Here is a 25944-nt window from a genome sequence, read left to right as displayed (position 1 = left end):
CGTGAGCACCCCCACCGCGACCCGTGCGGCCGCCCTGCCGCGGCACGCCCACGGACTCGCCGGGCGCGCCGCCGCCAGCATCGGCACCCCGGGCGGCGCCGTGTTCGTCCTCGTCCTCGCGCTGCTGGTGGCGACCGTCGTCGCCAACCCGAACTTCGGCGATCCCGGCGTGCTCATCCGCTTCCTCGGCCGGACCGCGCCGATCGCGATCGCCGCCATCGGCCAGTACTACGTCATCGTCTCCGGCGAGTTCGACCTCTCCATGGCCGCCGTCATCGCCGCCCAGGTGGTGGTCGCCGGCAACTACATCGGCGACGACACCGGCCGGAACGTCATCGGACTGGTGCTGATGCTCGCGCTGGGCGCGTTCATCGGTCTCCTGAACGGGCTGGCCACCACCCTCCTCCAGGTGCCGAGCTTCATCGTCACCCTGGCGATGATGCTCGCCCTCACCGGGCTGGTCCGCTATCTGTCCGGCGGCGCGGCGGACGCGCCGCCCAACGACGACTTCCGCGAGATCGGCCGCGGCACGGTCGAGAGCGTCCCTGTGGTGGACGTGATCCCCTATCCGCTGATCGTCCTGGCCGTCCTCAGCGCCCTCGCGGTGTGGCTGATGCGCCGTCCGTTCGGCCGCACCCTGCTGGCCGTCGGCGACAACCCGGCCGCCGCGCGGGTCTCGGGCGCCCGCGTGTGGTGGGTGAAGACCCGCGCCTTCATCCTGTCGTCCCTGGCCGCGACCGTCGCGGGCATCCTGCTCGTCGGGTACGCCGGCGTGCACCCCACCGTGGGCGACGGCTACGAGTTCTCGGCGATCACCGCGGTCGTCCTCGGCGGCGTCGTGCTGGGCGGTGGTCGCGGCTGGGTCCTGTCCGCCGTCGCCGGCGCCTTCGCGATCGAGCTGCTCTTCACCCTGCTCACGGTCCTCGACGTCGACGCCACCTGGCGCGACACCGTGCGCGGCCTGATCATCATCGCCGCCGTCGCGTTCGCCGCGCGGGCGTGGACCGTCGGCCGTCGTACCGGGACCCGTCGGACCGCCCCCACGACGCCGGCCACTCCCCTGACCACGGATCTCTCGGGTCCCCCCACCGAGCCCACCCCGGGCACCAACACAGGAGGCAATTGATGCGCAGAACACACCTCAAGGGCGTGCTCGCCGGGGCGGCCGTGCTCGCGGTGCTCACGGCCTGCTCCACCGACGACGGGGGCAGCGACCCCGATCCCGACGCGGACAGCTCCTCGACCGGCAGCTCGGACAGCGAGTGGTTCGTCCAGGCCGACTTCGACCAGCAGCGCGAGCAGATGGGCGCCAGCTTCGAGGGCGACCCGGCGCAGCCGTACCTGCAGTACATCGACGGCCCGACGACCGACACGGCTCAGTGGAAGACCGACAAGCCGATGAAGGTCTGCTTCGCCAACGCCTCGATCTCCAACCCGTGGCGCCAGACCGGCTGGATCACCATGAACCAGCAGCTCAAGGTGCTCCAGGACAGCGGCGTCGTCTCCGCCATGGAGACCCGCGACGCCGGTGACGACGACAACAAGCAGATCGCCGACATCGACTACTTCATCTCCGAGGGCAACTGTGACGCCTTCATCATCTCGCCCAACTCGACCGCCGCGCTGACGCCGGCGGTGGAGCGCGCCTGCGAGACGGGCAAGCCGGTCGTGGTCTTCGACCGCGGCGTGGAGACCGACTGCGCGACGACCTTCATCCACCCGATCGGCGGCTACGCCTGGGGCATCGCGACCGCGGAGTTCCTCGCCGAGAACCTCGAGGAGGGCGACAAGGTCGTGGCGCTGCGGATCCTGCCGGGCGTCGACGTGCTCGAGACCCGCTGGGCCGCCGCGAAGAAGATCTTCGACGAGAAGGGCATCGAGGCGGTCGACTACTTCACCGACGCCAACCCCGAGAAGATCAAGAGCATCGTCACCGACGAGCTCACCAAGGGCGACGTCAAGGGCATCTGGATGGACGCCGGCGACGGCTCCGTCGCCGCGCTCGAGGCGTTCGAGGACGCGGGCATGGACTACCCGGTGATGACCGGCGAGGACGAGATGAGCTTCCTGCGCAAGTGGGAGGAGACCGGACTCACCGGCCTGGCGCCGGTCTACTCCAACTTCCAGTGGCGCACCCCGCTGCTCGCGCTGGAGAAGATCGCCAAGGGCGAGCCGGTCCCGGCGGAATGGGTGCTGCCGCAGGAGCCGATCACCGAGGACGGGCGTGCCGACTACCTCGAGGGCAACGAGGGCATGCCCGACGGTCACTACGCGAAGTTCGGCGGCGAGGACCTGCCCGGCTACCCGCAGGTCTGGCAGGACCGCCAGATCCCGTAAGGCACCCGCGGCCCGCCTGCCCGCGGCCCGCACCCCCGGCCATCGGCACCGCCCGGTGGCCGGGGTGCCGGCCGGGTCGACGACCCGCGCGCCCCGCAGCCCCTCGCACCAGAAAGGCCCTCCATGAGAGCCCTCGGCGTCAACACCTGGGTGTGGACCTCCCCGCTCACCGATGCGCGCCTGCCCGACCTCCTGAGCCACATCGCCGACCTCGGCTTCGACGCCGTCGAGCTGCCGCTGGAGGGTCCCGGTGACCTCGACGGCGCGGCGACCTCCGCCGTGCTCGCCGCGACCGGCCTGACGCCGTACGTCGTCGGGGCGATGGCGCCCGGCCGTGACCTGGTCGCCACGACCGCCGCGACGGTGGCCACCACCCAGGACTACCTGCGTGCCTGCGTCGACTTCGCGGCCGCGATCGGCGCCGGCTCGGTGTGCGGCCCGTTCTACGCCGCGACCGGCCGGACCTGGCGGATGAGCCCGGCCGAGCGCGCGGCGGCGTACGACGAGTGGCGCACCCACCTCGCGCCCGTCGTCGAGCACGCCGCGGCATGCGGGGTCCGGATCGGCATCGAGCCGCTGAACCGCTACGAGACCTCGCTGGTCAACACCGTCGACCAGGCCCTCGACGCGCTGGGGCCGCTGCTGGGCCCGCACCTCGGCCTGGCGCTCGACACCTACCACCTCAACATCGAGGAGCGCTCCAGCGCCGACGCGGTGCGCCGCGCCGGCCCGGACCTGGTGCACCTGCAGGTCTGCGGCAGCGACCGAGGCGCCCCCGGCGGGGACCAGACCGACTGGACCGCCCTGCTCGCCGCGCTCGACGAGGTCGGCTACGCCGGCCCCCTCAACATCGAGAGCTTCACCCCCGACAACGCCGCGATCGCGGTGGCCGCCTCGGTCTGGCGTCCCTTGGCGTCCTCCCCCGACGACCTGGCCCGCGACGGCCTGGCCTTCCTGCGCACGCTCACCGGAGCGGCACGATGAGCCGGCCGCTGGGCGTGGCCGTCATCGGCTACTCGTTCATGGGCAAGGCCCACTCCAACGCGTGGCGCAATGTCGGCGCGTTCTTCCCCGAGACCCCCGCGGTCCGGCAGCAGGTGCTCGTCGGGCGGGACGCCGACGCGGTCGCGACGGCCGCGGCACGGTACGGATGGCACGACAGCGCGACCGACTGGCGCGCGGCGGTCGCCCGTGACGACGTCGACATCGTCGACATCTGCACCCCCGGCGACAGCCATGCCGAGATCGCGCTCGCGGCCCTGGCCGCGGGCAAGCACGTCCTCGTGGAGAAGCCGCTGGCCAACACGGTCGCCGAGGCGGAGCAGATGGTCACGGCCGCGAAGGCCGCCTCGGCCCGCGGCGTACGCACGGCCGTCGGCTTCAACTACCGCGGGGTGCCCGCCCTCGCGCTGGCCCGGCGCCTGGTCGCCGAGGGCCGGATCGGGCAGGTGCGGCAGGTCCGCGCGGCGTACCTCCAGGACTGGCTCGCCGACCCGGCCGCGCCGATGACCTGGCGGCTGCGCCGGGAGTCGGCCGGCAGCGGCGCCCTCGGCGACCTCGGGTCCCACGTGGTCGACCTCGTCCAGCATCTCCTCGACGACCCGGTGGTCGCCGCGAGCGGACGGCTGCGCACCTTCGTTCCCACCCGCACCGGCCCCCGGGGACCGGAGCCGGTGACCGTGGACGACGCGGCCTGGGCCACCCTCGAGACCCGGGCCGGAGGAGTCGCCGGCCTCGAGGTCAGCCGGATGGCGACGGGCCGCAAGAACGGGCTCACCCTGGAGCTGTACGGCGACGCCGGGGCGCTGAGCTTCGACCTGGAGCGGCTCAACGAGCTGCAGCTCCACGACGGCCTGGGGGGACCCACCACCGGCTCGCAGCGGATCCTGGTCACCGAGCCGGAGCATCCCTCGCTGCACGCGTGGTGGCCGCCCGGGCACGTGCTGGGCTGGGACCACACCTTCACCATCCAGGCCGCGGAGCTGCTCGACGCCATCGCGGCCGGCACCGATCCGAGCCCCTCCTTCGCCGACGGCCTCGGCGTGCAGCGCGTGCTGGACGCGATCGAGCGCTCGGCGCAGCAGGATGGCCGGACACAGACGATCGCCGACGACGGCCACGAGTGACGGAGGACTGATGGGCAAGCGCTTCACCCTGTTCACGGGACAGTGGGTCGACCTCACCCTCGAGGAGGTGGCCGCGCTGGCCGCGCGGTGGGGCTACGACGGCCTCGAGATCGCGGTCTCGGGCGAGCACCTCGACGCATGGCGGGTCGACGAGCCCGGCTATGTCGAGGGACGCCTGGAGATCCTGCGCCGGCACGGCCTCGGCTGCTGGGCGATCTCGAACCATCTCACCGGGCAGGCCGTCTGCGACGACCCGATCGACTTCCGCCACCAGGCGATCGTCCGCGAGCGGGTGTGGGGCGACGGCGACCCGGAGGGCGTGCGCGGGCGGGCGGCCGAGGAGATGCGCCTGACCGCCCGGCTGGCCCAGGCGATGGGGGTCGAGGTGGTGGTCGGCTTCACCGGGTCCTCGATCTGGCCCTACCTGGCGATGTTCCCGCCGGTGCCCGCCGAGCGGATCGACGCCGGCTACCGCGACTTCGCCGAGCGCTGGCACCCCATCCTCGACGAGTTCGCACGGTGCGGGGTGCGCTTCGCGCACGAGGTGCACCCCTCGGAGATCGCCTACGACTACTGGTCCACCGTGCGCACCCTGGAGGCGATCGGGCACCGTCCCGAGTTCGGGCTCAACTGGGACCCCAGCCACATGCTCTGGCAGGACCTCGACCCGGTCGCCTTCATCACCGACTTCGCCGACCGGATCTATCACGTCGACTGCAAGGACACCCGGCTGCGCCTGGGCGGCGGCCGCAACGGGCGGCTCTCCTCCCACCTCCCCTGGGGCGACCCGCACCGCGGCTGGGACTTCGTCTCCACCGGCCGTGGCCAGGTCCCGTGGGAGGACTCCTTCCGCGCCCTCGCCGCGATCGGGTACGACGGCCCGATCTCGGTCGAGTGGGAGGACGCGCGGATGGACCGCCTGCACGGCGCGCCCGAGGCTCTGGAGTTCCTGCGCCGCTTCGACTACGACCCGCCCACCGCTGCCTTCGACACCGCGTTCAGCAAGCAGAGCGAGACCTGAGGAGCCCCGCCAAGGCGGCGCTCAGCCCTCGAGCAGGCTCGCCACCCGCGCCGCGACCCGGTCGCCGAACACCCGGTGGCCGGCGGCGTCGGGATGCAGCCGGTCGCGCTGGTAGGTCAGGTCGACGTCGAGCATCGACAGGTACCCGGCCCCGTGAGCCGCCGCGAGCCGGGCCAGGGTCGCGTCGACCGCCGCCACGTCGTCGTACCGGAGCCGGGGCGCGGGCGGCGGTCCCACGACCAGGACCGGCCGACCGGCGAGCACCCGCATCAGCCGGGAGAACCCGGCCTCCAGGTCGGCGGCGGGCTGGTCGGCGTCATTGAGACCGCCCTCGACCACGAGCAGGCCGGCGCCGGCCGCGGTCCGGGCCCGGGTCGCGTAGGAGACGTCGCCGCAGGCGCTGGCGCCGACGGAGAACCCGCTGCCGGAGAAGCCGTCGACCCGGACCCGGCCGGGCAGCCGGACCGGCCACGACTGCTCCGGGCGAACGCCGGCGCCGACGGAGTAGGAGTCGCCGATCACCAGGACCGGTGGGCCAGCACCGGTCACCAGCGCTCGCCGCGCCTGGGCCCGCTCGTCCTTGGCCACGCACGGGTCCGCCCGGGCGCCGGCGCGCGCCAGCAGCGTCGTGCTCACCGCGACGGTGAGGACGAGCGCGAGCAGTCCGAGGAGGAGCCGGTGCCGAGTCACGACCGGATCATCCGTCGTACCGGACATCGGGGTTGCCGAATTGGCGAAATCGCAACCGAATTGTCCGGTACGACGAGCGACGGATGTGCTCAGACCACGTAGGCGGCCAGCTCGCCGGCCAGCGCCTCGGTGGCCCGGCCGGTCACCCGGGTGCCGTCGGCGGTGTGCTCGAGGGACCCGATCTCGCCGTCCTTGTGGATCCGGTCGATCAGGTCGCCGCGCGCATAGGGCACGAGCGCGGTGAACTCGACCCTCGGGCGCGGGAGCTCGCCCTCGACCGCGGCGATCGCCTCGGCGATCCCCTCGCCGGTGCGCGCCGAGACCGCGACGGAGTGCGGCTCGCGACGCAGCACGCGGTCGACGACGACCGGGTCGGCCGCGTCGATCTTGTTGACCACGACCAGCTCGGGGACGTCGGTCGCGCCGATCTCGGCGAGCACCTCGCGGACCGCGGCCAGCTGGCCCTCGGGGTCGGGGTGCGAGCCGTCGACGACGTGAACGATCAGGTCGGCGTCGGCCACCTCCTCCAGGGTCGAGCGGAACGCCTCGACCAGCTGGTGCGGGAGGTGCCGGACGAAGCCGACGGTGTCGCTCATCGTGTAGACGCGGCCGTCCGCGGTGGAGGTACGCCGGGTGGTCGGGTCGAGCGTCGCGAAGAGGGCATCCTCGACGAGCACACCGGCGCCGGTGAGGCGGTTGAGCAGGGAGGACTTGCCGGCGTTGGTGTAGCCGGCGATGGCGACCGAGGGGATCTCGTTGCGACGGCGCTCCTGGCGCTTGGTGTCGCGGGTCCCCTTCATGGCCTTCAGCTCGCGGCGCAGCTTGGCGATCTTGTCGTTGATCCGGCGCCGGTCGGTCTCGATCTTGGTCTCACCGGGGCCACGGCCGCCGATGCCGCCGCCGTCGGCGCCGACCCGGCCACCGGCCTGGCGGGAGAGGTTCCCACCCCAGCCGCGCAGGCGCTGCTTCATGTAGCTGAGCTGCGCGAGCTCGACCTGGGCCTGGCCCTCCTTGGACTTCGCGTGCTGCGCGAAGATGTCGAGGATGAGCGCGGTCCGGTCGACGACCTTGACCTTGACCTTGTCCTCGAGGTTGCGCAGCTGGGAGGGCGCCAGCTCGCCGTCGCAGATCACGGTGTCGGCGCCGGTGGCCTGCACGATCTCGCGCAGCGCGTCGACCTTGCCGCGGCCGATGTAGGTCGCCGGGTCGGGGTAGGTGCGGCGCTGGTAGATCGCGTCGAGGACCTCCGAGCCCGCGGTCTCCGCGAGCAGGGCCAGCTCGGCCATCGCGTTCTCGATCTCGCTGATGGCGCCGCCGGTCCACACCCCGACGAGGACCACCCGCTCCAGGCGGAGCTGGCGGTACTCGACCTCGGTGATGTCCTCGAGCTCGGTGCGCAGGCCGGCGACCCGGCGCAGCTCGTGACGCTCGACCAGGTCGAGGTCGCCGGTGGTCAGGTCCCCGCCCGCATCGGGGTCGCCGGCGGGCTCGCTCGCGTAGCCGGACTCGAAGTCGTCGAGCTCGGCGTCGGGGTCGTCCCAGCCCTCGGTGGCTCGCAGGGCGTCAGCGAGGGAGAAGTCTTCAGCACGGTTCGTCATAGGCGTCATCAAGAGTAACGACGAGCACCACGAGATGCTTCCCGATTAACGACGATGTCAGCCGGGCTCGAGGTCGCGCTCCCACACGACGGTGCCGGCGCCGTCGTACAGCCGGACGGTGAGCAGGCCGGAGGCGGCGATGTCGAGCTGCCCGAAGTACTGGTTCGTGGGCCGGGGCGCGACGTCCAGGCGGCCGATCTCGGCCTCCCCCTGCGAGAAGACGACCTCGGGTCCGAAGGTCTGGTCCAGCTCCCCGTCCTTGAGCCAGAACGGCGAGGCGGCGACCGGCCCGGAGACGAACTCCCAGAACGGGTCGAAGTCGGTGAAGGCGGCCCTCTCGGGGGTATACCGGTAGGCGGCCGTGTAGTGGACGTCGCCGGTGAGCCAGATGACGTTGCGCACGCCGTACCGTTTGAGGGCGGACAGCACCCGGGCCAGCTCGGGCTCCCGGCCGATCGGCGGGCCGTCGTCCTTGTTGGCGTAGCCGTCGAGGTCGGTGACCCGGTTGGTCGGGGCGGAGAGGGGCAGGTCGGCGCAGATCGCCTTCCAGGTCGCGGTCGACGAGCGCAGGCCGCGCACCAGCCACTCCTCCTGGTCCCTGCCGAGCAGGCCGGCCGTGGTCCGGCCGACGGCGGGGTTCGTGTCGGGGTTCGGTCCGCGCCAGCTGCGCATGTCGAGGCAGAACAGGTCGAGGTGCTGGCCGCGCGGGACCTTCCGGTACAGCCGCCGGCCGACGAACCCGTCGCCGCCGGCGGGCGCGAGCCGTCGCACCGGGACCGGCTGGTACTCCTGCCAGGCACGGCGGCCGCGGATCGCGAGCACGTCGGCCCGCCGCTCGCCGTACCGCTCGTCGTCGATGGTCTCGCCCGGCCACCAGTTGTTGCAGGTCTCGTGGTCGTCCCACATCGCGACGGTGGGCACGGCGGCGTAGAAGGCGCGCACGTTGTCGTCCCGCAGCGGGTACCGGTGCCGGCCACGGAGCTGGTCGAGGGTCTCCGAGACGACCATGACGTCCTCGGTCAGCTCGTTGCGCCAGGTGGTGCCGTCGTCGAGCAGCACGCTCTCGCTCATCGGCTCGTCGGCATAGATCGTGTCGCCCACGTGCACGAACAGGTCGGGGCGCAGGCCGAGCATCGTCCGGTACGTCGTCAGGCCGCCCCGCGCGCGGTCGATCCCCCAGCCCTGGCCGCAGGTGTCGCCCGACCACACGATCGACTGCGCGGCGGCATGGACCGGCGCGGTCGCGAAGGTGAGCGGTAGGGGTGCGCTGCGCTCCCCGTCGGGTGTCTCGAACCAGACCTCGGCGTCGTACGGCCGGCCGGGCGCGAGATCGGTCAGGTGCACCCGGGCGGTGAAGTCGGCCCGCTCGTCGGTCCACGGCCCGCGGACCACGCGCCGGTGTCGACCCTCGCTGTGCAGGCGCACCATCAGCCGGCTGGGCCGGATCCCGCGCGACCAGATCACCGCGGAGCTGGTGGTGACCTCGCCGCTGCGGGCGCCGGAGGTCAGGTCCCGCCGTCGCTCGACGAGGGCGGGCGAGCGGCCGAGCAGGCCGAGAGCGGGGATCGAGGAGCCGGAGAGGCCGGCCACGATCGTCGTCCGACGGCCGACCCGGAGGTCGCCCAGTCGCTCGGCCAGGCGGGTCCGGTCGTCCCCGAGCATCGTCACGTTCCCTCAGGGAACCGTTCCTCGGCGACGTGCTCCTGATCACGATGCTGCGCGTCGGTGAACAGCGGTCGGATCCCCCGTGCCGCGATCCGCGTACCGCGGGAGCGATCCGCTCGTTGACCTGATGTGAGAGTCGGTCGGCCGGGGGGCGACCACCGCGGATGGATCGTGGTGGGCGTATCCCTCCTCATCATCGTGATCAGCGTCGTCGTCGGGCGCGGCGGCAACGACACGGACGACGGCGCGGGCGCGCGCCCGCGTGCGACGGCGTCCCCGTCCGTCGAGGACGGACCGGGCACGCTGCCGTCCCAGCTGCCGTCGTCGACGCCGGAGCCGACCCCCGGCTCGAGTGCCGCCGCGACCGGCGCCGCACCGGACAGCGCGCCCAGCGGCTTCGCGGCGGGCTCCGGCACTCTGCCGCCACTGAGCATGCCCGGGCTCACCGGCAAGGGCGGCAGCGCCTCACTGCCGAAGATCCGGGTCCGTCTGGAGGTCTTCTCCCAGCAGCCGATCGGCATCGTCGGCTACCAGGTGCCGACCAGCCTGACCGATCCGTCCGGCACGGTGAAGGGCGTCGGCACCCGCTGGTCGCTCACGACCATCGCCTACGGCAACCCCGACTATGCGCGCCTCTTCTTCGGCGCCGGCCCCTCCGGGACGCCGGTGACCTGCGTGATCACGATCAACGGCAAGGTCACCGAGCGACGGTCCACGGAGGGGCCCTACGGCCAGACCATGTGCCAGGGCTGAGCCCCGGCACCGGTCAGGTCGGGGACTACTTCGGGGGCATCCGGATGCCGCCGTCGACGCGGACGACCTCGCCGTTCATGTAGGAGTTGGTGAGGCACTCGATGACCATGCTGGCCAGCTCGTCCGGCACGCCGAGGCGCTTCGGGAAGAGCACGCTCTCGCCGAGCTTGGCCTTGAACGCCTCGGCCTGCTCACCCTCGCCGTAGATCGGGGTGTCGATCAGACCCGGGGCCACGGTGTTGAGGCGGATGCCGGAGGCGGCGAGGTCGCGGGCGACGGGGAGGGTCATGCCGACGACGCCGCCCTTGGAGGCGGAGTACGACGCCTGGCCGATCTGGCCGTCGAAGGCGGCGACGCTGGCGAGGTTGACAATGGCGCCGCGGCAGCCGTCGGCGTCGGGCTCGTTCCGGCTCATCGCGGTCGCGGCCTGGCGGACCATGTCGAAGGTGCCGATCAGGTTGATCGCGACGACCTTGGTGAACGCCTCGAGGGAGTGGGCCGACTCGAGCTGTCCGTCGCGGCCGATGGTGCGCTGGGCCCAGCCGATGCCGGCCGAGTTGACGACCGCCCGCAGCGGGGCGATGTCGGCGGCGGCCTTGACCGCGCCCGCGATCTGCTCGGTGTTGGTCACGTCGACCAGGGCGAAGACGCCGTTGATCTCGGCGGCCAGGGCTTCGCCCTTGTCGGCCTGGAGGTCGGCGACCACGACGGTCGCACCCTGGGCGGCGAGCTGGCGGGCGGCGGCGGCGCCGATGCCCGAGGCGGCGCCGGTGACGATGGCGGAGGATCCGGTGAGTTCCATGGTCGGGAGCATAGGGCGGCTCCTTCACTGTGACACCGTCGGTGTCACAGTCAGAGACTCAGAGGGAGCTCGTGCCCTCGGCCACGACCACGGCCGGGCCGGTCATCAGGATCCGGTCGTCGGCGGTCCAGGTGATCCGCAGCGTGCCGCCCGGCAGGTCGACCCGGTACGCCGTGTCGCGGGCCGCGCCGTCGGCGAGGGCGGCCGCGACCATGACGGCGCAGGCGCCGGTGCCGCAGGAGCGGGTCTCGCCGGAGCCACGCTCGTGGACCCGCATCGCGACGTGACCCGGCCCCCGTCGTACGACGAACTCGACGTTGACGCCGGCGGGATAGACCGCCGGGTCGTGGCGGGGCGCGTCGAGCAGCGGGCCGACGTCGGCCAGATCGGCGCCGGTGTCGGTGTCGGTGTCGGTGTCGAGGAAGGCGACCGCGTGCGGGTTGCCCATGTCGACGTGCAGCGCCGGCCAGGACCGCTCGCCCACCGCGACGGAGGTCTCCTCGAGCACCTTCGGGATCCCCATGTCGACGGTGATCTCGCCGTCGGCCGCACCGGCCGCGAAGGTGAGCACCTTGACCCCGGCGCGGGTCGCGACCCGGACAGGCGTCGCCGGGTCGACCAGACCCCGCTGCGCGAGGTGGCGGCCGAAGACCCGGATGCCGTTGCCGCACATCTCCGAGACGGAGCCGTCGCTGTTGCGGTAGTCCATGAACCACTCGGCGTCCTGCCCGCGCGCGGCGTCGCCGGCGGCAGCGGTCCGGATGATCCGGAGCACCCCGTCGCCGCCGATCCCGGCACGCCGGTCGCACAGCGCGCGGACGCGCTCGGCGCTCAGCTCGCCGTGGACGGTGCCGTCGGGGTCGGGCAGCAGGACGAAGTCGTTCTCGGTGCCGTGGCCCTTGAGGAAGGGGTACACGCGTCCAGCCTAGGCCGTCGTACTGCGGGCTGACGCATCATGCCGCCGGATCAGACCACGGTCCGACGCGGTGAACGCCGCCGGCTCCTAGCGTCGTCGCCATGACCCGCACCCTCACCCTGACCACGGCAGCCCTGGTGGCCGCCGTCGTACTGGCCCCCGAGCTCCTCGCCTCGCTGCTCGTCGGCGACTACTCCGGCGTGGGGGCGCTGCGCGACGCGCTGCCCGGTGCGTTCGCCGACCACTGGCGCCTCGGTGACGGCGTCGTGAGCGGCGACCTGGCTGCCGCGACCGACTACTGGACCACCTTCCACGTCGTGAAGGCCGTGGCCGCCGCGGCGCTGCTGGGGGCGCTCGTGGTCGCCCTGGGCCGGGTACGCCGGGGGCCGGGTCGGGTCGCGCTGCTGGTCCTCGCCGCCCTGGCCGCGGTGGTCCTGATCGCGAACGTCCAGGGTGCCGTCGCTCCCCTGTCCTCGCTGCTCTCGATGGTGCCGCCCGGGGCTGCCGATCTCGCGCTCGCCTCGGACGGGACGCCGGCCTTCGCCGGCCTGGTGCGGGACTTCGCGGTCTACCACGTCGCGATGGTCGCCCTGGCCGCCGGCGCCGCCCTCGTCGTCGCCCGCCTCGGCGCGCGCGCCTGGCGGCACGGACGTCGTCCGGCGGCCGGCGTGGCCGGCGTCGCGGTCGCGCTGCTCGGCGTGGTGGCCCTCGCCAACATGACCACGGTCGCCGACCCGGAGCCCGCGCTGCGCGGGTTCCTCGAGGTCAGCGGCAGCGCTTGACGTCGCTCACGTCGATCCAGCCGGTGAAGGGCGGCTTGTCGGAGCGCTTCCTGATCCTCGCCTGGATCAGGACCGAGGTCTTGCCGCCGGACAGGAAGTTGGTGAGGTGGACCACGCCGTTCCGCCGCCACGGGGACGACGAGCCGGGAAAGGTGTTCCACATCCCCTGCACCAGGTACTGAATGCGAACGCGTCCGCGCACCCAGTGTTTGGCCTTGCGGGCATCGAGACGCATCTCGAGTCCCCAGTTGCTGCCCACCCGGTGCTGGCAGACCTGGATCTTCGCTCCTGCCCGTTTGTGCGCCGTGGTCCAGCCGAGCTTGCCGCGGGCGGGGATGCCGGCAGTGCCGTCGGTGCCGGCGGTGCTGCTGGCCGTGGCGGCCGTGATCGCCGACGGCGCGGCGCCGGCCGGCACAGGTGCCGCGACCAGGGTCAGCCCGGCGACCAGGCCGGCGATCGTCGTACGACGCATGGGAGTCCTCCGAGATGTTCGAGTGCGTGCCGAGCCCACCGTAGATCAGCCGAGCTCATCCGTAGAGGCGGTCCTCGTAGCTCGGGCCGTAGTGGGCGTCGAGCGATTCGATGCTGTCGCCGGGCCGCTCCAGGCGCTGGGCCAGGACGGCGCGGCGCGGGACCTGCGCCTCCGGGGCCCACGTCTCGGGGCGCCACAGCTGCGAGCGCAGGAACGCCTTCGCGCAGTGGAAGAAGATCGTCTCGATCTCGACGACGACCGCCAGCAGCGGCCGGTGGCCCTTGACCACCATGGCGTCGAAGAACGGCGCCTCGCCGACCAGCCGGGCCCGCCCGTTGATCCGCAGCGTGTCGCCGCGGCCCGGGATCAGGAAGTTCAGGCCGACCTGCGGGTTGGCGAGGATGTTGCGGTAGCCGTCGGCCCTCCGGTTGCCCGGTCGCTCGGCGATCGCGATCGTCGTGTCGTCGAGGACGTGGACCAGCCGGCCGGCCGGATCGCCCTTCGGGGAGACGTCGCAGCGTCCGTCGGCGTCGGCGGTCGCGACCATGCAGAACGGCGACGAGGCCAGCCAGTCCCGGTCGACGTCGGTCAGCGCGGACCGCTCCTTGTCGCGCACAGCGTCCGTGGGTACGCCGAGCAGCTCGGTCAGCGCGGCGGCGTCGGTGATCTCGGTCCAGGGGGCCTCGGTCGTCACGGGATCAGCGTAGGCGCGACCACACCGGCTGCCCCTCCTCCCCGGCGCGTGGGCTCCGCCACAGCCGTCAGCCGGCCGTCCGGCGCGAGCTCGACCGCGGCGACGGCGCCGATCTCAGCGGCGCTCGAGCCCGGCGGCCCGGGGACGGCGAAGGTGTGCCCGTACGCCGCCAGCGCGGCGCCGTAGGCGTCGATGAAGGCCTGCTCGGCCGTGACGGCGGCCGTGTTGCGCTGTGCTGCGCGCGGCGCGGCGACCGCGTCGGGGAGCGACAGGCCGAGGTCGAGCCGGTTGACCAGCACCTGCAGCACGGTGGTGATGATGGTCGAGCCGCCGGGCGATCCCAGCGCCAGCACCGGGCGGCCGTCGCGGAGCACGATCGTCGGCGCCATCGAGCTGCGCGGCCGCTTGCCCGGCTCGATCCGGTTGGGGTCGTCGGGGTCGTAGACGGTCGAGAAGTCGGTCAGCTCGTTGTTGAGCAGGAAGCCGCGGCCCGGGACGACGATGCCGGATCCCCCGGTCTGCTCGATGGTGAGCGTGTAGGCGACCACATTGCCCCACCGGTCGGCCGTCGTGAGGTGCGTGGTGGACAGACCCTCGGTGTCGCGGTCCACGTCGTCGTCGGCCGCGGGTGCGGCGCAGACGCCGTCGTAGGAGGCCACGTCGCCGGCCGGGACCGGCTTGGCGGCCGCCGCGTCGGGATCGAGGGAGCAGGCCCGCTCCTTGGCGAAGACGTCGTCGAGCAGCGCGTCGACCGGGACGTCCTCGAAGGCGGGGTCGCCGACGTACCTCCCCCGGTCGGCGAAGGCGAGCGCCGTCGCCTCGAGGTAGTGGTGCAGGGTCGGGACCGCGCCCTTCGGCCGGAACTGCTCGAGGATGTTGAGCGACTCCCCGACCGTCGTGCCACCGGACGACGACGGCGCCATGCCGTGGACCTGGTAGCCGCGGTAGCCGATCGAGGTGGGCTCCTGGACCGGCGCCTGGTACGTCGCCAGGTCCTGGACGGTCATGCTGCCCGGCGGGGCCGGGAGGTCGGTCGCGCCGCTGAGCGGCGGCCGCTGCACGGTCCGCGCGACCTCCGCGCCGAGCCGGCCGGAGTAGAGCCAGCCGATCCCCTTCGCGCCCAGCTGGCGATAGGTGCGCGCGAGGTCCGGGTTGCGGAATCTGCTGCCCGGGCGCGGCACACCCTCGGCGAGGAACAGGTCGGTGGTGCTGGTGAAGGTGCGGAACCGCTCGGCGTTCTCGCGGGTCTGCAGGGCGAACGTGTCGTCGACGACGAAGCCGCGCTGGGCGAGCCGGGCGGCCGGCCGGAGCGCCTTCGCGAGCGGGAGGCTCCCCCATCGGTCGAGCGCGGTCTGCCAGGTGGCCGGCGTCCCAGGGACGCCGACCGAGACGCCGCTCGTCACGAGGTCAGGTGTGAACGGGTAGGGCTGCCCGGTCGCCGGGTCGATGAAGGCGTCGGGCCGGATCCCCGACGGGGCCGTCTCGCGGCCGTCGATCGTCTCCACCGCACCGGTGGCGGCGTCGTAGTGGACCAGGTAGCCGCCGCCCCCGATCCCCGCGCTGTAGGGCTCGGTGACGCCGAGGGCGGCCGCGGTCGCGACGGCCGCGTCGACCGCGTTGCCGCCACGCCGCAGGACCTCCAGGCCGATCGCGGTCGCGTCGGCGTCGACCGAGCTGACGGCGCCGCCGTAGCCGGTGGCGGTGGACGCCTTCGGTGGTGGCTTCGGGCCCGGTCCCGCGACCGCCGGGCCGGCCGGCACGACGGTGCCGAGGGCGGCGCCCAGGGCGAGGGTGGTCGAGGCGACGATAGCGACGGGGACGGCGAGGGTACGGCGCACGATGTCCTCCCGAGAAGTTGGACCGGTCCCTTCCACCATCCCCCCGCTGTCAACCCGTGCGGTCCTCGGTCAGCGGGCCGTCGACGGTGTAGCGCGCCGTGACGAAAGCGCCGTTGCGGGCGGTCTCCTCGAGCCTGAGGTCGAGCCGGCGCGGCAGCAGCGGGCGGCCGGCACCGAGGACGACCGGGGCGATGGACACGATCACGTCGTCGAGCAGCCCCGCCTCGGCGAACTGGCCCGCGAGGTCGCCGCCACCGACCACCCACACGTCCTTGTCCCCCGCGGCAGCCCGCAGCTCGTCATGTACGCCGACGACAGCGCCCTTCGCGAAGCGCACATCCGCGCCGTCGAGGGTGGGCAGCTCGCGGGAGGTCATCACCCAGGTCGGCTGCGCGTAGTACCAGGCCTCGCCGGACTCCGCGAGGTGGGCGAGCACCCACTCGTAGGTGGTCGAGCCCATGACCAGGGCGCCGATCCGCTCGATGAAGGCGCCGTAGTTCTGGGGTCCCGACTCGTCGAGGTCCTGCCGCATCAGCCAGGCGAGCGAGTCGTCGGGATCGGCGAGGAACCCGTCGAGCGTGGTGGCGGTGTAGTAGGTCGTGCGGGTCATCCGTGGTCTCCTCCGTGGTGTCCTCGTTCGGCGCGCAGCCACATGATCGGGTCGCCGTCATCGACGTCGACCCCGGCGGAGCGCAGCAGGTGGCGGGCGAGCTGGCGTCGGTGGGCGGCGTAGGTCAGGACGTGGGTGATGACGCTGCCGAGCTGGAAGCTCTCCGGCGGCTCGCACAGCGCGTCGATGAGCAGGTCGTCCCAGGCGCCGCGCCGGTCGACGTCGCGGACGACGGCGAGCCAGCGGGCGGCGGCGTGGTCGTGCCGGGCGATCAGGTCGACGGCGGTGGCGTCGTCGGGACGCTCCGGGAGGTCGCCGCCCTCGATGGCGGCGAGCCAGACCTCCTTGGTGCCGACCTGATGCTCCAGCACCGCGGCGATCGACTCCTCCGGTCCCTCCCACGAGTTCACCTCGTGGCCCGGCAGCCGGGAGCGACGGAACTCCTCGTCGCTGAGCCCCTTCGCACGGTCCAGGAGGACCCGGGTGTCGTCGAGGTCGTGGCGGACCAGCTGGTCGGTGAGCGGGCTCATGGGCTGCTCCGTGGCGTGGACCCACAGGCTCGTGGGTGGATGGAAGTGGATGCCGTTGGCGGCCGGCAGCCAGGTGCCGCGCCGCTCGGTGGGCGCGCCGGCCGGCGCGGTGGCCTCGCTCGGCGGATGGCCGTACGCCCGGGAGAAGGCCCGGCTGAACCCCTCGACCGACTCGTAGCCCGCCTCCCACGCGGCGTCCGTGACGTTCCCGCCCTGCCGGAGCCGCCAGGCGGCCCGCTCGAGCATCACCCGCCGCCGCATCGCCACCGGCGCCTCTCCGGTGTCGCGCGAGAGCACCCGGCTGAAGTGGTACGGCGACGCGAACGCCCGGTCCGCCATGTCGGTCAGCGTCCGGCTGTCCTCGTCGAGCACGGCGTCGAGGAGCTCACGGAGGCGGTCCCGGCCGGTCAAGCGGAGGCCCCGCGATGTTGCTCGGATGCGGAGCAGGTGGGGAGCGAGGCGACCGACGCCCAGGAGCGCAGCGGAGGAGAGGAACGTCGTGGGGTGCTCATGGGTCCAGTGTGCTGGGCGGCGGCCGGGGGCGCTTGACCGTTCTTGCTCAGCCGCTCGGGGGCGAGGAGGCGAGGCCGGAGGTCGGGAGGTCGGGGAGGTCGGGGAGGTCGGGGAGGTCGGGGAGGTCGTTTGGTGTCGTCGTGGCTCGCTGGTCGGGCTGCGGGGGCTGTCCGCGGGTTTCGGTCGGGTGGCCGGTTCCGTTCCGAAAGGCAGCGACGAGGAAGGTCGGGAGGGGGCCGGGTTCGGCGGTCGGGCTGCGGTCCGGGTGGCCGTGGTTCGGGCCACTTCTGTCACGGATGGTGACGTGGGTTCTCCACACCCGCTGATCGGGTTTCCCTTGTCCCCAGGCGGGTTTGCGCCGCTTTGAAGTGTCGTAGCCGGGTGGGAGAATCCAGTCATGGATCTCGGAACCACGCCCCGCACGACAGCCTCGCTGCTGTCGCGCCTGGGCGAGCGGATCCGCTCCCGCGAGACCCTCGTGATCGAGGAGTGGGAGGACATCGTCACCTGGGCCGGCGACCACATCATCGACAGCCCCGAGGGCGCGGCGACCATCACCGAGGGCTACCTCGACACCGGGATCCCGATCGCCGGTGACGGGGCACCGTTGGTGTCGGAGTTCGCGTTGATGGAGCTCATCGCCGTTCTCGGCAGGTCGCCGGATGGTGGTCGTGCGTATGTCGGGCGGGTCATCGAGTGCGCCTGGCGCCTCCCCCACGTCTACGCCGCGGTGGTCGCGGGGAGGTTGGCGCCGTGGCGGGCCGAACGGATCGCCGACCTCACCCGCCCCCTGTCCGCCGACGCGGCGGGGTTCGTCGACCGGCAGCTCTGGGACGCGTCCGGGGTCGGGTGGGCCCAGCTCGAACGCCTCGTCGCCGAAGCGGTGCTGCGGTTCGACCCCGAGCAGGCCGAGGCCGAACGACGGGCCGCCGCTGACCGGCGTCGGTTCGACATCGGTGGAGTCGACGAGCACGGCCTGGTCCACCTCGACGCCCTCATGGACGCCGCCGACGGCCACGACCTCGACCAAGCGGTCGCCCGACGAGCCGAGACCCTCGCCCGGCTCGGTGACGACTCGACGCTCGACGTGCGCCGCTCCAAGGCCGCCGCCGAGCTCGCCCGCCACGACCTCGCCCTGGACCTGCTGATCCCCGACCCCGACACCGGCGAGGTGATCGCGACCGTCCCCGGCCGCAAGGTCGTCCTCAACGTCCACATCACCGACACCACCCTGGCCGGGGACAATCCGTTCGCGAATCCGGTCGGTCGGTGGGAGGAGGGCCGCTGCCCGATCACCTCGGCACAGATCCGCGAATGGCTGCGGACCAAGGACACCACGATCATCGTGCGACCGGTCATCGACCTGGCCGACCATCTCCCCGTCGGCTCGTATGAGATCCCCGACCGTCACCGCACCCGCGTGATCCTGCGCGACCACACGTGTCGGTTCCCCCACTGCTCTCGACCTGCGCAGCGTTGCGACATCGACCATGCCCGGCCCTACGGTCAGGGTGGACTCACCTGTCCGTGCAACGAAGTGGCGCTATGTCGACGGCACCATCGGGCGAAGACCCACTCGGCCTGGGTCTACGACATCGTGATGCCCGGGTCCTATGTGTGGACCAGCCCCGCCGGGTTCCGGTTCCGCGTCGACCACCACGGCACCCACCCCATCCATCCCGGACACCCACCGGACGAGTAGCGACCGAGCCCCGGACCCCGCAGAACCACCCATCTGCGGGGCTTCAGGCGTGTCTGACCACCATCAGCCGGCTGGCCGGACCAGTACCTCAGGACCCAGCCACCGGCAGGCGATCAGCGCGAGCTCGAGATCGAGTCGCTCCTCGCCGAGCGGCCTGCCGCGGGCCTCGACGGCCCGGTCGACGCGGTACTTCACGGTGTTCTTGTGCAGGTGGACGCGGGCGGCGGTGGCGACATAGCTCTCCCGCTCCTCGACGAACGCCAGCAGCGTCTCGCGCAGCCGCGCGGCGCCGTCGGTGTCCTCGGCGAGGTCGCCGAGGGCGGTGCGGACCATGCGCCGGGTGGCGGGCAGGTCGCGGGCGAGGAGGGCGGCGGCGCGGACGGTGGGGTCGACGTGGCTGACGGCGCGTCCGGCGGGGTGCTGGCCCAGCTGGGCGACGCCGTGTGCGGCGGCGGCGCCCTCGTGGGTGGTGCGGAAGCCGGGCTCGCCGGCGTCCGGCGAGCCGACGGCGACGTACACCTGGCCGTCGCCCTCGGCGAGCGCGGCGTCGATGGCGGCCGGGTCGACGTCGCCGGTGCGGCCGATCGGGAGCCAGGCCCAGGCGGTCTCGCGGTCGCGGGGCACGAACAGCGGCTGGCCGCCGGCGCCGATCCGCTCGGCGATCCGTGCGACGGTGCGCTCCACGGCGGTGAGGTCGGTCAGGTCGCCTGCGCCGGCCGCGGTCCAGAGCACCAGACCCAGGTGATGCTGGCGCAGGCGGTACCCCAACGCCGCCTCCGTCGCCCCGAGGTCGAGCCGGTCGCCGCGCAGCAGCGCCTCGACCGTCTCACGCTGGACGGCGCTGCGGTTGGCCAGCCAGCGCTCGCGTTCCTCCTGGTAGGCCTGCACGACCTCCTCGGAGACGGCGTCGATGTAGAGGAACGACGTGTCGGTCAGCATCTGCGCGGTCCGCAACGCCAGCGCCGGGTCCGCGACACCGCCGGTGATCTGCGCGTGCGCCCACTGCAGGATCAGCTGCTGCCCGATCCGGTACGCGCGCAGCAGCGCGCTCGGCGAGGTGCCCCGCTGGGCCAGTCGGCGCGCGTACTCCACGGCCGCGACCGGGGCGTGCACGTCCTTGACCTGCATGTGTCCCCGCATCAGGTGGACGAAGGTCTCGAGATTGGCGCCCGAGCTGCCGACGAGCAGCTCGACCAGCGCGGGGTCGGTGGGCAGCTCCGGGATCCGGTCGCGGAAGGCGTCGACCAGCTCGGCGGTCAGCTCGATCTGGCGCTCGGCGAGCAGCGCGGCGATCCCCTGGATCTCGGTCTCCGGGTCCGACACGGCCTGCCTCCTTTGGATCATCACACCAACGGGTGACGACGGTCACGCCATCATGCCAGAGCGGTAGGCCGGCCCGCCTTGGCCGTGCGACCCCTAAGCCCGGGCCGGAGTTTGGTTCCGAAGACCAAGAGCGGGAACCTACGACGGTCCTAGCGTTCCGGCATGACCCTCGACCAGCTCACCTGGCTGCCCTGGCTGCGCCCGGCGGCGTACGACGACCGCCCCTGTGTCCGCGACGAGCGGATCGAGCTCACCTATCGCGCGTTCGCCGATCGGGTGGAGGCGGCGGCCCAGCAGTTCGCCGGACTCGGCGTCGGCCGCGGCTCGGTGGTCGCGGTCATGCTGCCCAACCGGGTCGAGCTGCTCGTCGCGATCATGGCGGCCTGGCGGCTCGGTGCGGCGGCGACCCCCGTCAACCCGACCTTCACCGCGGTCGAGGCCGCGCACCAGGTCGAGGACTCCGGCACGGTCCTGGTCCTGACCGCCGACCCGGCGGCCCGGCTCGGCACCGCCACCACGCTCGACGTCGCTGACCTGGCCGTCTCCCCGAGCGACCCGGGCGGTCCCGGCGCACTGCCTCCGGCACGCACGTCGACCGGTGACCTGGCGCTGCTCGTCTACACGAGCGGCTCGACCGGCCGGCCGAAGGGCGTCATGCTCGACCACGGCAATGTCGCCGCGATGATCTCCAGCATGGGCGAGGCCATCGGCATCGGCGCCGACGACCACTGCCTGCTGGTGCTGCCGCTGTTCCACGTCAACGCGATCTGCGTCAGCTGGCTGACCCCGATGTCGGTCGGTGCGCAGCTGTCGGTGCTGCCGCGGTTCCACCCGGTGGAGTTCCTGGAGAGCATCGAGCGGCTGCGGCCGACGTACTTCTCCGCGGTGCCGACGATCTACGCCCACCTGGTCGCCCTCCCCGCCGAGGTCGCGCCCGACGTGAGCTCGGTGCGCTACGCGGTCTGTGGCGCGGCGCCGGCGCCGCCGGAGCTGCTCGCGGCCGTGGAGCGGCGGTTCGGGTTCCCACTGGTGGAGGGGTACGGCCTCTCCGAGGGCACCTGCGCGTCGACCTGCAACCCGGTCGACGGGCTGCGCAAGCCCGGCACGGTCGGCCCCGCGCTGCCCGGTCAGCTGGTGGCGGTCATGGCGCCCGACGGCACCGTGGTCCCACCCGGGGAGCGCGGCGAGGTCGTCATCAAGGGCGCCAACGTGATGCGCGGCTACCTCAACCGCCCCGAGGCCACGGCCGAGGCGCTGGGCGACGGCTGGCTGCACACCGGCGACGTCGGGATCCTCGACGAGGACGGGTACCTGCGGATCGTGGACCGGATCAAGGACATGATCATCCGGGGCGGGGAGAACATCTATCCCAAGGAGATCGAGAACGTGCTGCACGGTGCCCCCGAGGTGCTCGAGGCGGCCGTGGTCGGCGGCCCCGACCCCGTCTACGGCGAGGTGGTGGTCGCGTTCGTCTCCGCGCGGCCCGACACCACCGTCGACGTCGACGCCCTCCTCGCCCGCTGCCGCGCGGAGCTCGCGAAGATCAAGGTTCCGGTGGCGCTCCACGTGCTGGATGCTCTGCCCAAGAACCCCGTCGGCAAGATCGACAAGCCCGCGCTGCGGGCCCGACTGAGCGGAGCCTGACCATGGGATTCCTCAAGCCCGCGCCGGAGCCGATGCCGCCGGCCGAGTTCCTCGCCCTGCCGTTCCAGGAGCGGATCCGGGTGCTCAGCACCAACTGGGTGACCGAGGGCTTCAACACTCCGCGGATGCTGCACGTCGTCTACATCCTGAAGATGCTCGGGCTCTATTTCGCCGTGGGCCTGGCCATCACGTCGTGGACCACCGACTACGTCCACTTCACCGACCCGGGCACCTGGTTCGACAACGTCGTCGTCTACCAGAAGCTCGCGATCTGGCTGATGCTGCTCGAGGTGATCGGCCTCGGCGGCGCGTTCGGCCCGCTGTGCGGCCACTTCGTGCCGATGCTCGGCAACATCCGCTACTGGCTGCGCCCGGGCACCATCCGGATGGCGCCGTGGGGCCGCCACGTCCCGCTCACCGGCGGCGACGAGCGGACCGTCGCCGACGTCGTCCTGTACGTCGCGGTGCTGGCCAGCCTCGTGTGGCCGCTCGTCGCGCACGCCGAGGCGGTGCCCTTCCTGCCCGCCGGCACCGGCCCCCAGGAGCTGGTCCCGCCGCTGGCGTTCCTCCCGATCCTCGTGACGATGCCGCTGATGGGGCTGCGGGACAAGGTGGTCTTCCTGGCGGCCCGCTCCGAGCAGTACCTGCCGATCATGCTGTTCTCCGCCACCCTCGGCGCGATCGCGCTGAGCGACAGCGCGACCTCGGCGGACTTCGTCAACCTCGTCGTCGCGTTCAAGATCATCATCTGCGTCGTGTGGATCGGCGCCGGCGTCTCCAAGATCGGCGAGCACTTCATCAACGTCGTGCCGCCGATGGTCTCCAACAGCCCCGGCCAGCTGAACGTCGTCAAGCGGCTGCACTACCGCAACGCCCCCGACGACGTCCGGCCCAGCGGGTTGGCCTGGTTCATGGCCCACGTCGGCGGCACGACCGTCGAGATCATCATCCCGATCGTGCTGCTGCTGACGACCAACGACACGGTCGCGCTGCTCGGCGCGGTGGCGATGTTGGTGTTCCACATCTACATCACCTCGACCTTCCCGCTCGCCGTACCCCTGGAGTGGAACGTCTACTTCGGCTACATCGCGATCGTGCTCTGGGGCGGCTTCGGCGACGGGTTCGCCGCGTCGACGTACAACATCTGGGACTTCTCCGAGCCGCTGCTGCTGATCCCCGTGTTCGCGCTGCTGCTCTTCGGTCCGGTCCTCGGCAACCTGCGCCCCGACCTCGTGTCCTTCCTGCCCTCCATGCGCCAGTACGCCGGCAACTGGGCCTCCGCGGTCTGGGCGATGAAGCCCGGCGTCGAGCAGCGGCTCAACGAGCTGCCGCTGGTGGAGGTCCAGCAGGACCAGCTGCAGCGGATGGCGCCGATGCCCTACACCGCGGACGAGGCGGCGATGACCGTGCAGAAGGCGCTCGCCTGGCGGTCGATGCACAGCCAGGGGCGGGGCCTGTTCTCCGTGCTCCACGAGCACCTCGACGACCTGGAGGCCCGCGACGTCCGCGAGGGCGAGTTCATGTGCAACATCCTGGTCGGCTGGAACTTCGGCGACGGCCACCTGCACGACGAGCGGCTGATCTCCGCCGTGCAGAAGCGGCTCGGCCTCGAGCCCGGCGATCTGGTCGTGGCCTACTGCGAGTCGCAGGCCACGCCCTGGCGGACCTCGCGCCCGCAGGAGTACCGGGTCATCGACGCGGCTCTCGGGATCGTCGAGCGGGGCACGTGGGACGTGCGGGACTGCGTCAAGGAGCAGCCGTGGCTGCCCAACGGCCCGGTGCCGCTGGCCGTGACCTGGTCGGCGTCGGGCTACCGTCGGAAGTCCACCCTGACCACCGGAAGGGACCCCGTCTCGTGAGCACAGCCGTCGTCGTGGGCAGTGGCCCCAACGGGCTCGCCGGCGCGATCCACCTGGCGCGCGCCGGTCTCGCCGTCACCGTGGTGGAGGCGTCCGACCGGCCCGGCGGCGGGACCCGGACCAGTGAGCTCACCCTGCCCGGCCTGCTCCACGACGACTGCGCCGCCTTCCACCCGACGGGAGTCGCGTCGCCGTACTTCGCCGCGCTCGGCCTCGAGCGCCACGGCCTGCGCTGGCTGTGGCCGGAGGTCGATCTCGCCCACCCGCTCGACGACGGGCGGGCCGGCCTCGCCACCCGCGACCTCGCCGCGTCGGCCGCCTCCCTGGGTGTCGACGCGGACGCGTGGCAGCGGATGTTCGGGCCCGCGGTCCGGCGCTTCGACGACCTGATCGCCGAGGTCTTCCAGCCGGTCGTGCACGTCCCGCGGCACCCCGTCACCCTCGGCCGGTTCGGGATGAAGGCGCTGCTGCCCGCGACCGTGCTGGGGCGGCGGTTCCGCGACGAACCCGCCCGCGCGCTGTTCACCGGCGTCGCCGCCCACAAGTTCGGGCGGCTCGATCTCCCTCTCAGCGCGTCCGTCGGGCTGATGCTCGCCGCCGCCGCGCACGCCGTCGGCTGGCCGGTGGCCGAGGGGGGCACGGAGTCGATCACCCGGGCGCTGCTGGCCGAGCTGGCGTCGTACGGCGGGACGGTGGTGACGGGCGTCCGGGTCACCTCGCTCGCACAGCTGGACGAGCTGATCGGCCGGGCTCCCGACGTCGTGCTCCTCGACACTGCTCCGGCTGGCGTCCTGCAGATCGTCGGCGACCGGCTGCCCGGCCGGGTGCGCCGGGCGCTGTCGCGCTACTCCTACGGCCCGTCGGCCTTCAAGGTCGACCTCGCCGTCGACGGCGACATCCCGTGGACCAACCCGGACTGCGGACGCGCCGGGACGCTGCACCTCGGCGGCAGCGCCGCCGAGATCGCCGCCGTCGAGGCGGCCACCGTGCGCGGCGAGATGCCGGAGCGCCCGTTCGTGCTGCTCGGCCAGCAGTACCTCTGCGACCCGTCCCGCTCCACCGCCGCGGCGAACCCCGTCTACGCCTACGCCCACGTCCCCCACGGGTACGCCGGCGACGCCACCGACGCCGTGCTCGGCCAGATCGAGCGGTTCGCCCCCGGCTTCCGGGACCGGATCCTCGCCGTGTCGACCCGCGACCCTGCCGCGCTGGAGAGCTACAACGCCAACTACGTCGGCGGCGACATCAGCGCCGGCGCCAACACCGCCCGGCAGATCGCGTTCCGCCCGCGCCCGGCGCTGAACCCCTACGCCCTGGGGGTTCCCGGCGTCTACCTGTGCTCGTCGGCCACGCCGCCCGGCGCCGGCGTGCACGGGATGGGTGGGTTCCACGCCGCCGAGGCGGCGCTGCGCCGACTGCGGTGAGCGTCAGGGAAGGCGATGGGCCATCGCCAGGTTGGCCCGCAGCTCCTCGGCGTTCTGGACGACGACATAGGCCGGACGGTCACGCTCGACACGCCAGGACTCGCTCAGCGGGCCGATGTTCACGGTGTCGAAGCCGAACTCGTCGTAGAGACGGGTGACGAACTCCACCGCGTCGTCGTGGTCGCTCGCCGTCGCCAGCGCCCTCCGGCCCGGGCTGCCGGCAGGGGAACCGTCGGCGACGATGTCCGTCGCGACGATGTGGTTGAACGCCTTGACGACCTTCGACGTCGGCAGGTGACGCTGCAGGATCTCGGACGTCGTGGTCTCGCCCTTGTCGAGCGCCTCGATGTGCCCGTCGCGCTCGAAGTAGTAGTTGTTGGTGTCGAGCACGACCTTGCCCGCGAGCGGCTCGACGGGGACCTTGTCGACAGCATGCAGCGGAACCGTCACGACGACGACGTCGCCGGCGGCACCCGCCTCCTCCGCGGTCGCCGCCCGGGCCCGGGGCCCGAGCTCGGCCACGAGATCCCCGAGCGTCTCCGGCCCACGAGAGTTGGCGATCACCACGTTGTAGCCCGCTGCCACCGCCGCCCGCGCGACGTTGCTTCCGATATTTCCCGCGCCGATGATTCCCAGAGTGGTCAC

23 protein-coding genes are annotated in these 25944 nt (G+C 72.7%); 11 read left to right on the top strand and 12 right to left on the bottom strand.

Going from position 1 to position 25944, the window contains the following annotated elements:
* The first annotated feature begins 1 nt into the window (after position 1).
* The 5 genes from KVF89_RS28385 (at position 2) to KVF89_RS28365 (ending at position 5484) form a co-directional block, all read left to right on the top strand.
* A complete protein-coding gene (locus KVF89_RS28385) occupies positions 2-1126 on the top strand; it encodes an ABC transporter permease (protein WP_257430493.1) in 1125 nt (374 codons plus the stop codon).
* Complete coding sequence (locus tag KVF89_RS28380) at positions 1126-2337, top strand: substrate-binding domain-containing protein (protein ID WP_257430492.1); 1212 nt, start codon at positions 1126-1128, stop codon at positions 2335-2337. Before KVF89_RS28385 ends, KVF89_RS28380 begins: the two co-directional genes overlap by 1 nt.
* A gap of 123 nt (positions 2338-2460) precedes the next feature.
* Entirely contained in the window at positions 2461-3321 is an 861-nt protein-coding gene (locus KVF89_RS28375; RefSeq protein ID WP_257430491.1) for a sugar phosphate isomerase/epimerase family protein, read from the top strand.
* Positions 3318-4463: a Gfo/Idh/MocA family protein gene (locus tag KVF89_RS28370; protein ID WP_257430490.1), complete on the top strand. Its 1146-nt coding sequence runs from the start codon at positions 3318-3320 to the stop codon at positions 4461-4463. The genes KVF89_RS28375 and KVF89_RS28370 overlap by 4 nt, the downstream gene beginning before the upstream one ends.
* Positions 4464-4473: 10 nt before the next feature.
* Complete coding sequence (locus KVF89_RS28365) at positions 4474-5484, top strand: sugar phosphate isomerase/epimerase family protein (protein ID WP_257430489.1); 1011 nt, start codon at positions 4474-4476, stop codon at positions 5482-5484.
* A 21-nt stretch (positions 5485-5505) separates the two neighbouring features.
* On the opposite strand, the gene KVF89_RS28360 is transcribed toward KVF89_RS28365, so the two are convergent.
* The 3 genes from KVF89_RS28360 to KVF89_RS28350 all read right to left on the bottom strand — a co-directional run bounded on the left by KVF89_RS28360 (position 5506) and on the right by KVF89_RS28350 (position 9434).
* A complete protein-coding gene (locus KVF89_RS28360; protein WP_257430488.1) occupies positions 5506-6174 on the bottom strand; it encodes an SGNH/GDSL hydrolase family protein in 669 nt (222 codons plus the stop codon).
* 89 nt (positions 6175-6263) lie between these two features.
* On the bottom strand, positions 6264-7772 hold the full coding sequence (gene hflX / locus KVF89_RS28355) for a GTPase HflX (RefSeq protein ID WP_257430487.1): 1509 nt from the start codon (positions 7770-7772) through the stop codon (positions 6264-6266).
* A 57-nt stretch (positions 7773-7829) separates the two neighbouring features.
* Entirely contained in the window at positions 7830-9434 is a 1605-nt protein-coding gene (locus KVF89_RS28350) for an alkaline phosphatase D family protein (RefSeq protein ID WP_257430868.1), read from the bottom strand.
* Positions 9435-9608: 174 nt separating this feature from the next.
* Here KVF89_RS28350 and KVF89_RS28345 point away from each other — a divergent pair, with 174 nt between their 5' ends.
* Positions 9609-10190 (top strand): hypothetical protein, encoded by a 582-nt coding sequence (locus KVF89_RS28345; protein ID WP_257430486.1) that lies wholly within the window; start codon positions 9609-9611, stop codon positions 10188-10190.
* A gap of 25 nt (positions 10191-10215) precedes the next feature.
* Here the strand turns inward: KVF89_RS28345 and KVF89_RS28340 are convergent, their stop codons facing one another.
* Together KVF89_RS28340 and dapF are read right to left on the bottom strand one after the other, a co-directional pair.
* A complete protein-coding gene (locus tag KVF89_RS28340; RefSeq protein ID WP_257430485.1) occupies positions 10216-10992 on the bottom strand; it encodes an SDR family oxidoreductase in 777 nt (258 codons plus the stop codon).
* Between the two features lie 58 nt (positions 10993-11050).
* Positions 11051-11908, bottom strand: a complete 858-nt coding sequence (dapF, locus tag KVF89_RS28335) for a diaminopimelate epimerase (RefSeq protein ID WP_257430484.1) — start codon at positions 11906-11908, stop codon at positions 11051-11053.
* Positions 11909-12009: 101 nt separating this feature from the next.
* On the opposite strand from dapF, the gene KVF89_RS28330 reads away from it, so the two are divergent.
* Positions 12010-12690 carry a hypothetical protein gene (locus tag KVF89_RS28330; protein WP_257430483.1) on the top strand — a complete coding sequence of 227 codons (681 nt, stop codon included), beginning with the start codon at positions 12010-12012 and terminating at the stop codon, positions 12688-12690.
* Here KVF89_RS28330 and KVF89_RS28325 read toward each other — a convergent pair.
* The 5 genes from KVF89_RS28325 to KVF89_RS28305 are packed head-to-tail and all read right to left on the bottom strand — an operon-like array spanning position 12674 to position 17245.
* Entirely contained in the window at positions 12674-13162 is a 489-nt protein-coding gene (locus KVF89_RS28325) for a hypothetical protein (RefSeq protein ID WP_257430482.1), read from the bottom strand. The two genes, KVF89_RS28330 and KVF89_RS28325, sit on opposite strands and share 17 nt — an antisense overlap.
* 55 nt (positions 13163-13217) lie before the next feature.
* A complete protein-coding gene (locus KVF89_RS28320; RefSeq protein ID WP_257430481.1) occupies positions 13218-13856 on the bottom strand; it encodes an MSMEG_1061 family FMN-dependent PPOX-type flavoprotein in 639 nt (212 codons plus the stop codon).
* A complete protein-coding gene (gene ggt, locus KVF89_RS28315) occupies positions 13853-15694 on the bottom strand; it encodes a gamma-glutamyltransferase (protein WP_257430480.1) in 1842 nt (613 codons plus the stop codon). The genes KVF89_RS28320 and ggt overlap by 4 nt, the downstream gene beginning before the upstream one ends.
* A gap of 49 nt (positions 15695-15743) precedes the next feature.
* On the bottom strand, positions 15744-16304 hold the full coding sequence (locus KVF89_RS28310; protein WP_257430479.1) for a dihydrofolate reductase family protein: 561 nt from the start codon (positions 16302-16304) through the stop codon (positions 15744-15746).
* The gene (locus tag KVF89_RS28305) at positions 16301-17245 is read right to left on the bottom strand and encodes a helix-turn-helix domain-containing protein (RefSeq protein ID WP_257430478.1); all 945 of its coding nucleotides are present in this window, start codon (positions 17243-17245) and stop codon (positions 16301-16303) included. The genes KVF89_RS28310 and KVF89_RS28305 overlap by 4 nt, the downstream gene beginning before the upstream one ends.
* A 499-nt stretch (positions 17246-17744) precedes the next feature.
* Here KVF89_RS28305 and KVF89_RS28300 point away from each other — a divergent pair, with 499 nt between their 5' ends.
* The gene (locus KVF89_RS28300; protein WP_257430477.1) at positions 17745-19049 is read left to right on the top strand and encodes an HNH endonuclease signature motif containing protein; all 1305 of its coding nucleotides are present in this window, start codon (positions 17745-17747) and stop codon (positions 19047-19049) included.
* Positions 19050-19112: 63 nt separating this feature from the next.
* Here KVF89_RS28300 and KVF89_RS28295 read toward each other — a convergent pair whose 3' ends face one another.
* Positions 19113-20372 carry a PucR family transcriptional regulator gene (locus KVF89_RS28295; protein WP_257430476.1) on the bottom strand — a complete coding sequence of 420 codons (1260 nt, stop codon included), beginning with the start codon at positions 20370-20372 and terminating at the stop codon, positions 19113-19115.
* A gap of 162 nt (positions 20373-20534) precedes the next feature.
* Here KVF89_RS28295 and KVF89_RS28290 point away from each other — a divergent pair, with 162 nt between their 5' ends.
* Genes KVF89_RS28290 through KVF89_RS28280 form a run of 3 tightly spaced genes read left to right on the top strand, consistent with a single transcriptional unit; the run spans position 20535 to position 25299 of the window.
* Positions 20535-22016: a class I adenylate-forming enzyme family protein gene (locus KVF89_RS28290; protein WP_257430475.1), complete on the top strand. Its 1482-nt coding sequence runs from the start codon at positions 20535-20537 to the stop codon at positions 22014-22016.
* A gap of 2 nt (positions 22017-22018) precedes the next feature.
* Complete coding sequence (locus KVF89_RS28285; RefSeq protein WP_257430474.1) at positions 22019-23875, top strand: DUF3556 domain-containing protein; 1857 nt, start codon at positions 22019-22021, stop codon at positions 23873-23875.
* Entirely contained in the window at positions 23872-25299 is a 1428-nt protein-coding gene (locus KVF89_RS28280) for a phytoene desaturase family protein (RefSeq protein ID WP_257430473.1), read from the top strand. The genes KVF89_RS28285 and KVF89_RS28280 overlap by 4 nt, the downstream gene beginning before the upstream one ends.
* A gap of 3 nt (positions 25300-25302) precedes the next feature.
* Here KVF89_RS28280 and KVF89_RS28275 read toward each other — a convergent pair whose 3' ends face one another.
* Positions 25303-25944, bottom strand: a complete 642-nt coding sequence (locus tag KVF89_RS28275) for an NADPH-dependent F420 reductase (protein WP_257430472.1) — start codon at positions 25942-25944, stop codon at positions 25303-25305.

It is taken from the genome of Nocardioides carbamazepini (genome assembly GCF_024614185.1).
Taxonomy (GTDB): domain Bacteria; phylum Actinomycetota; class Actinomycetes; order Propionibacteriales; family Nocardioidaceae; genus Nocardioides; species Nocardioides carbamazepini.
Note: the sequence above shows the minus strand (reverse complement) of the source record. Positions and strands in the feature narration are given on the sequence as shown.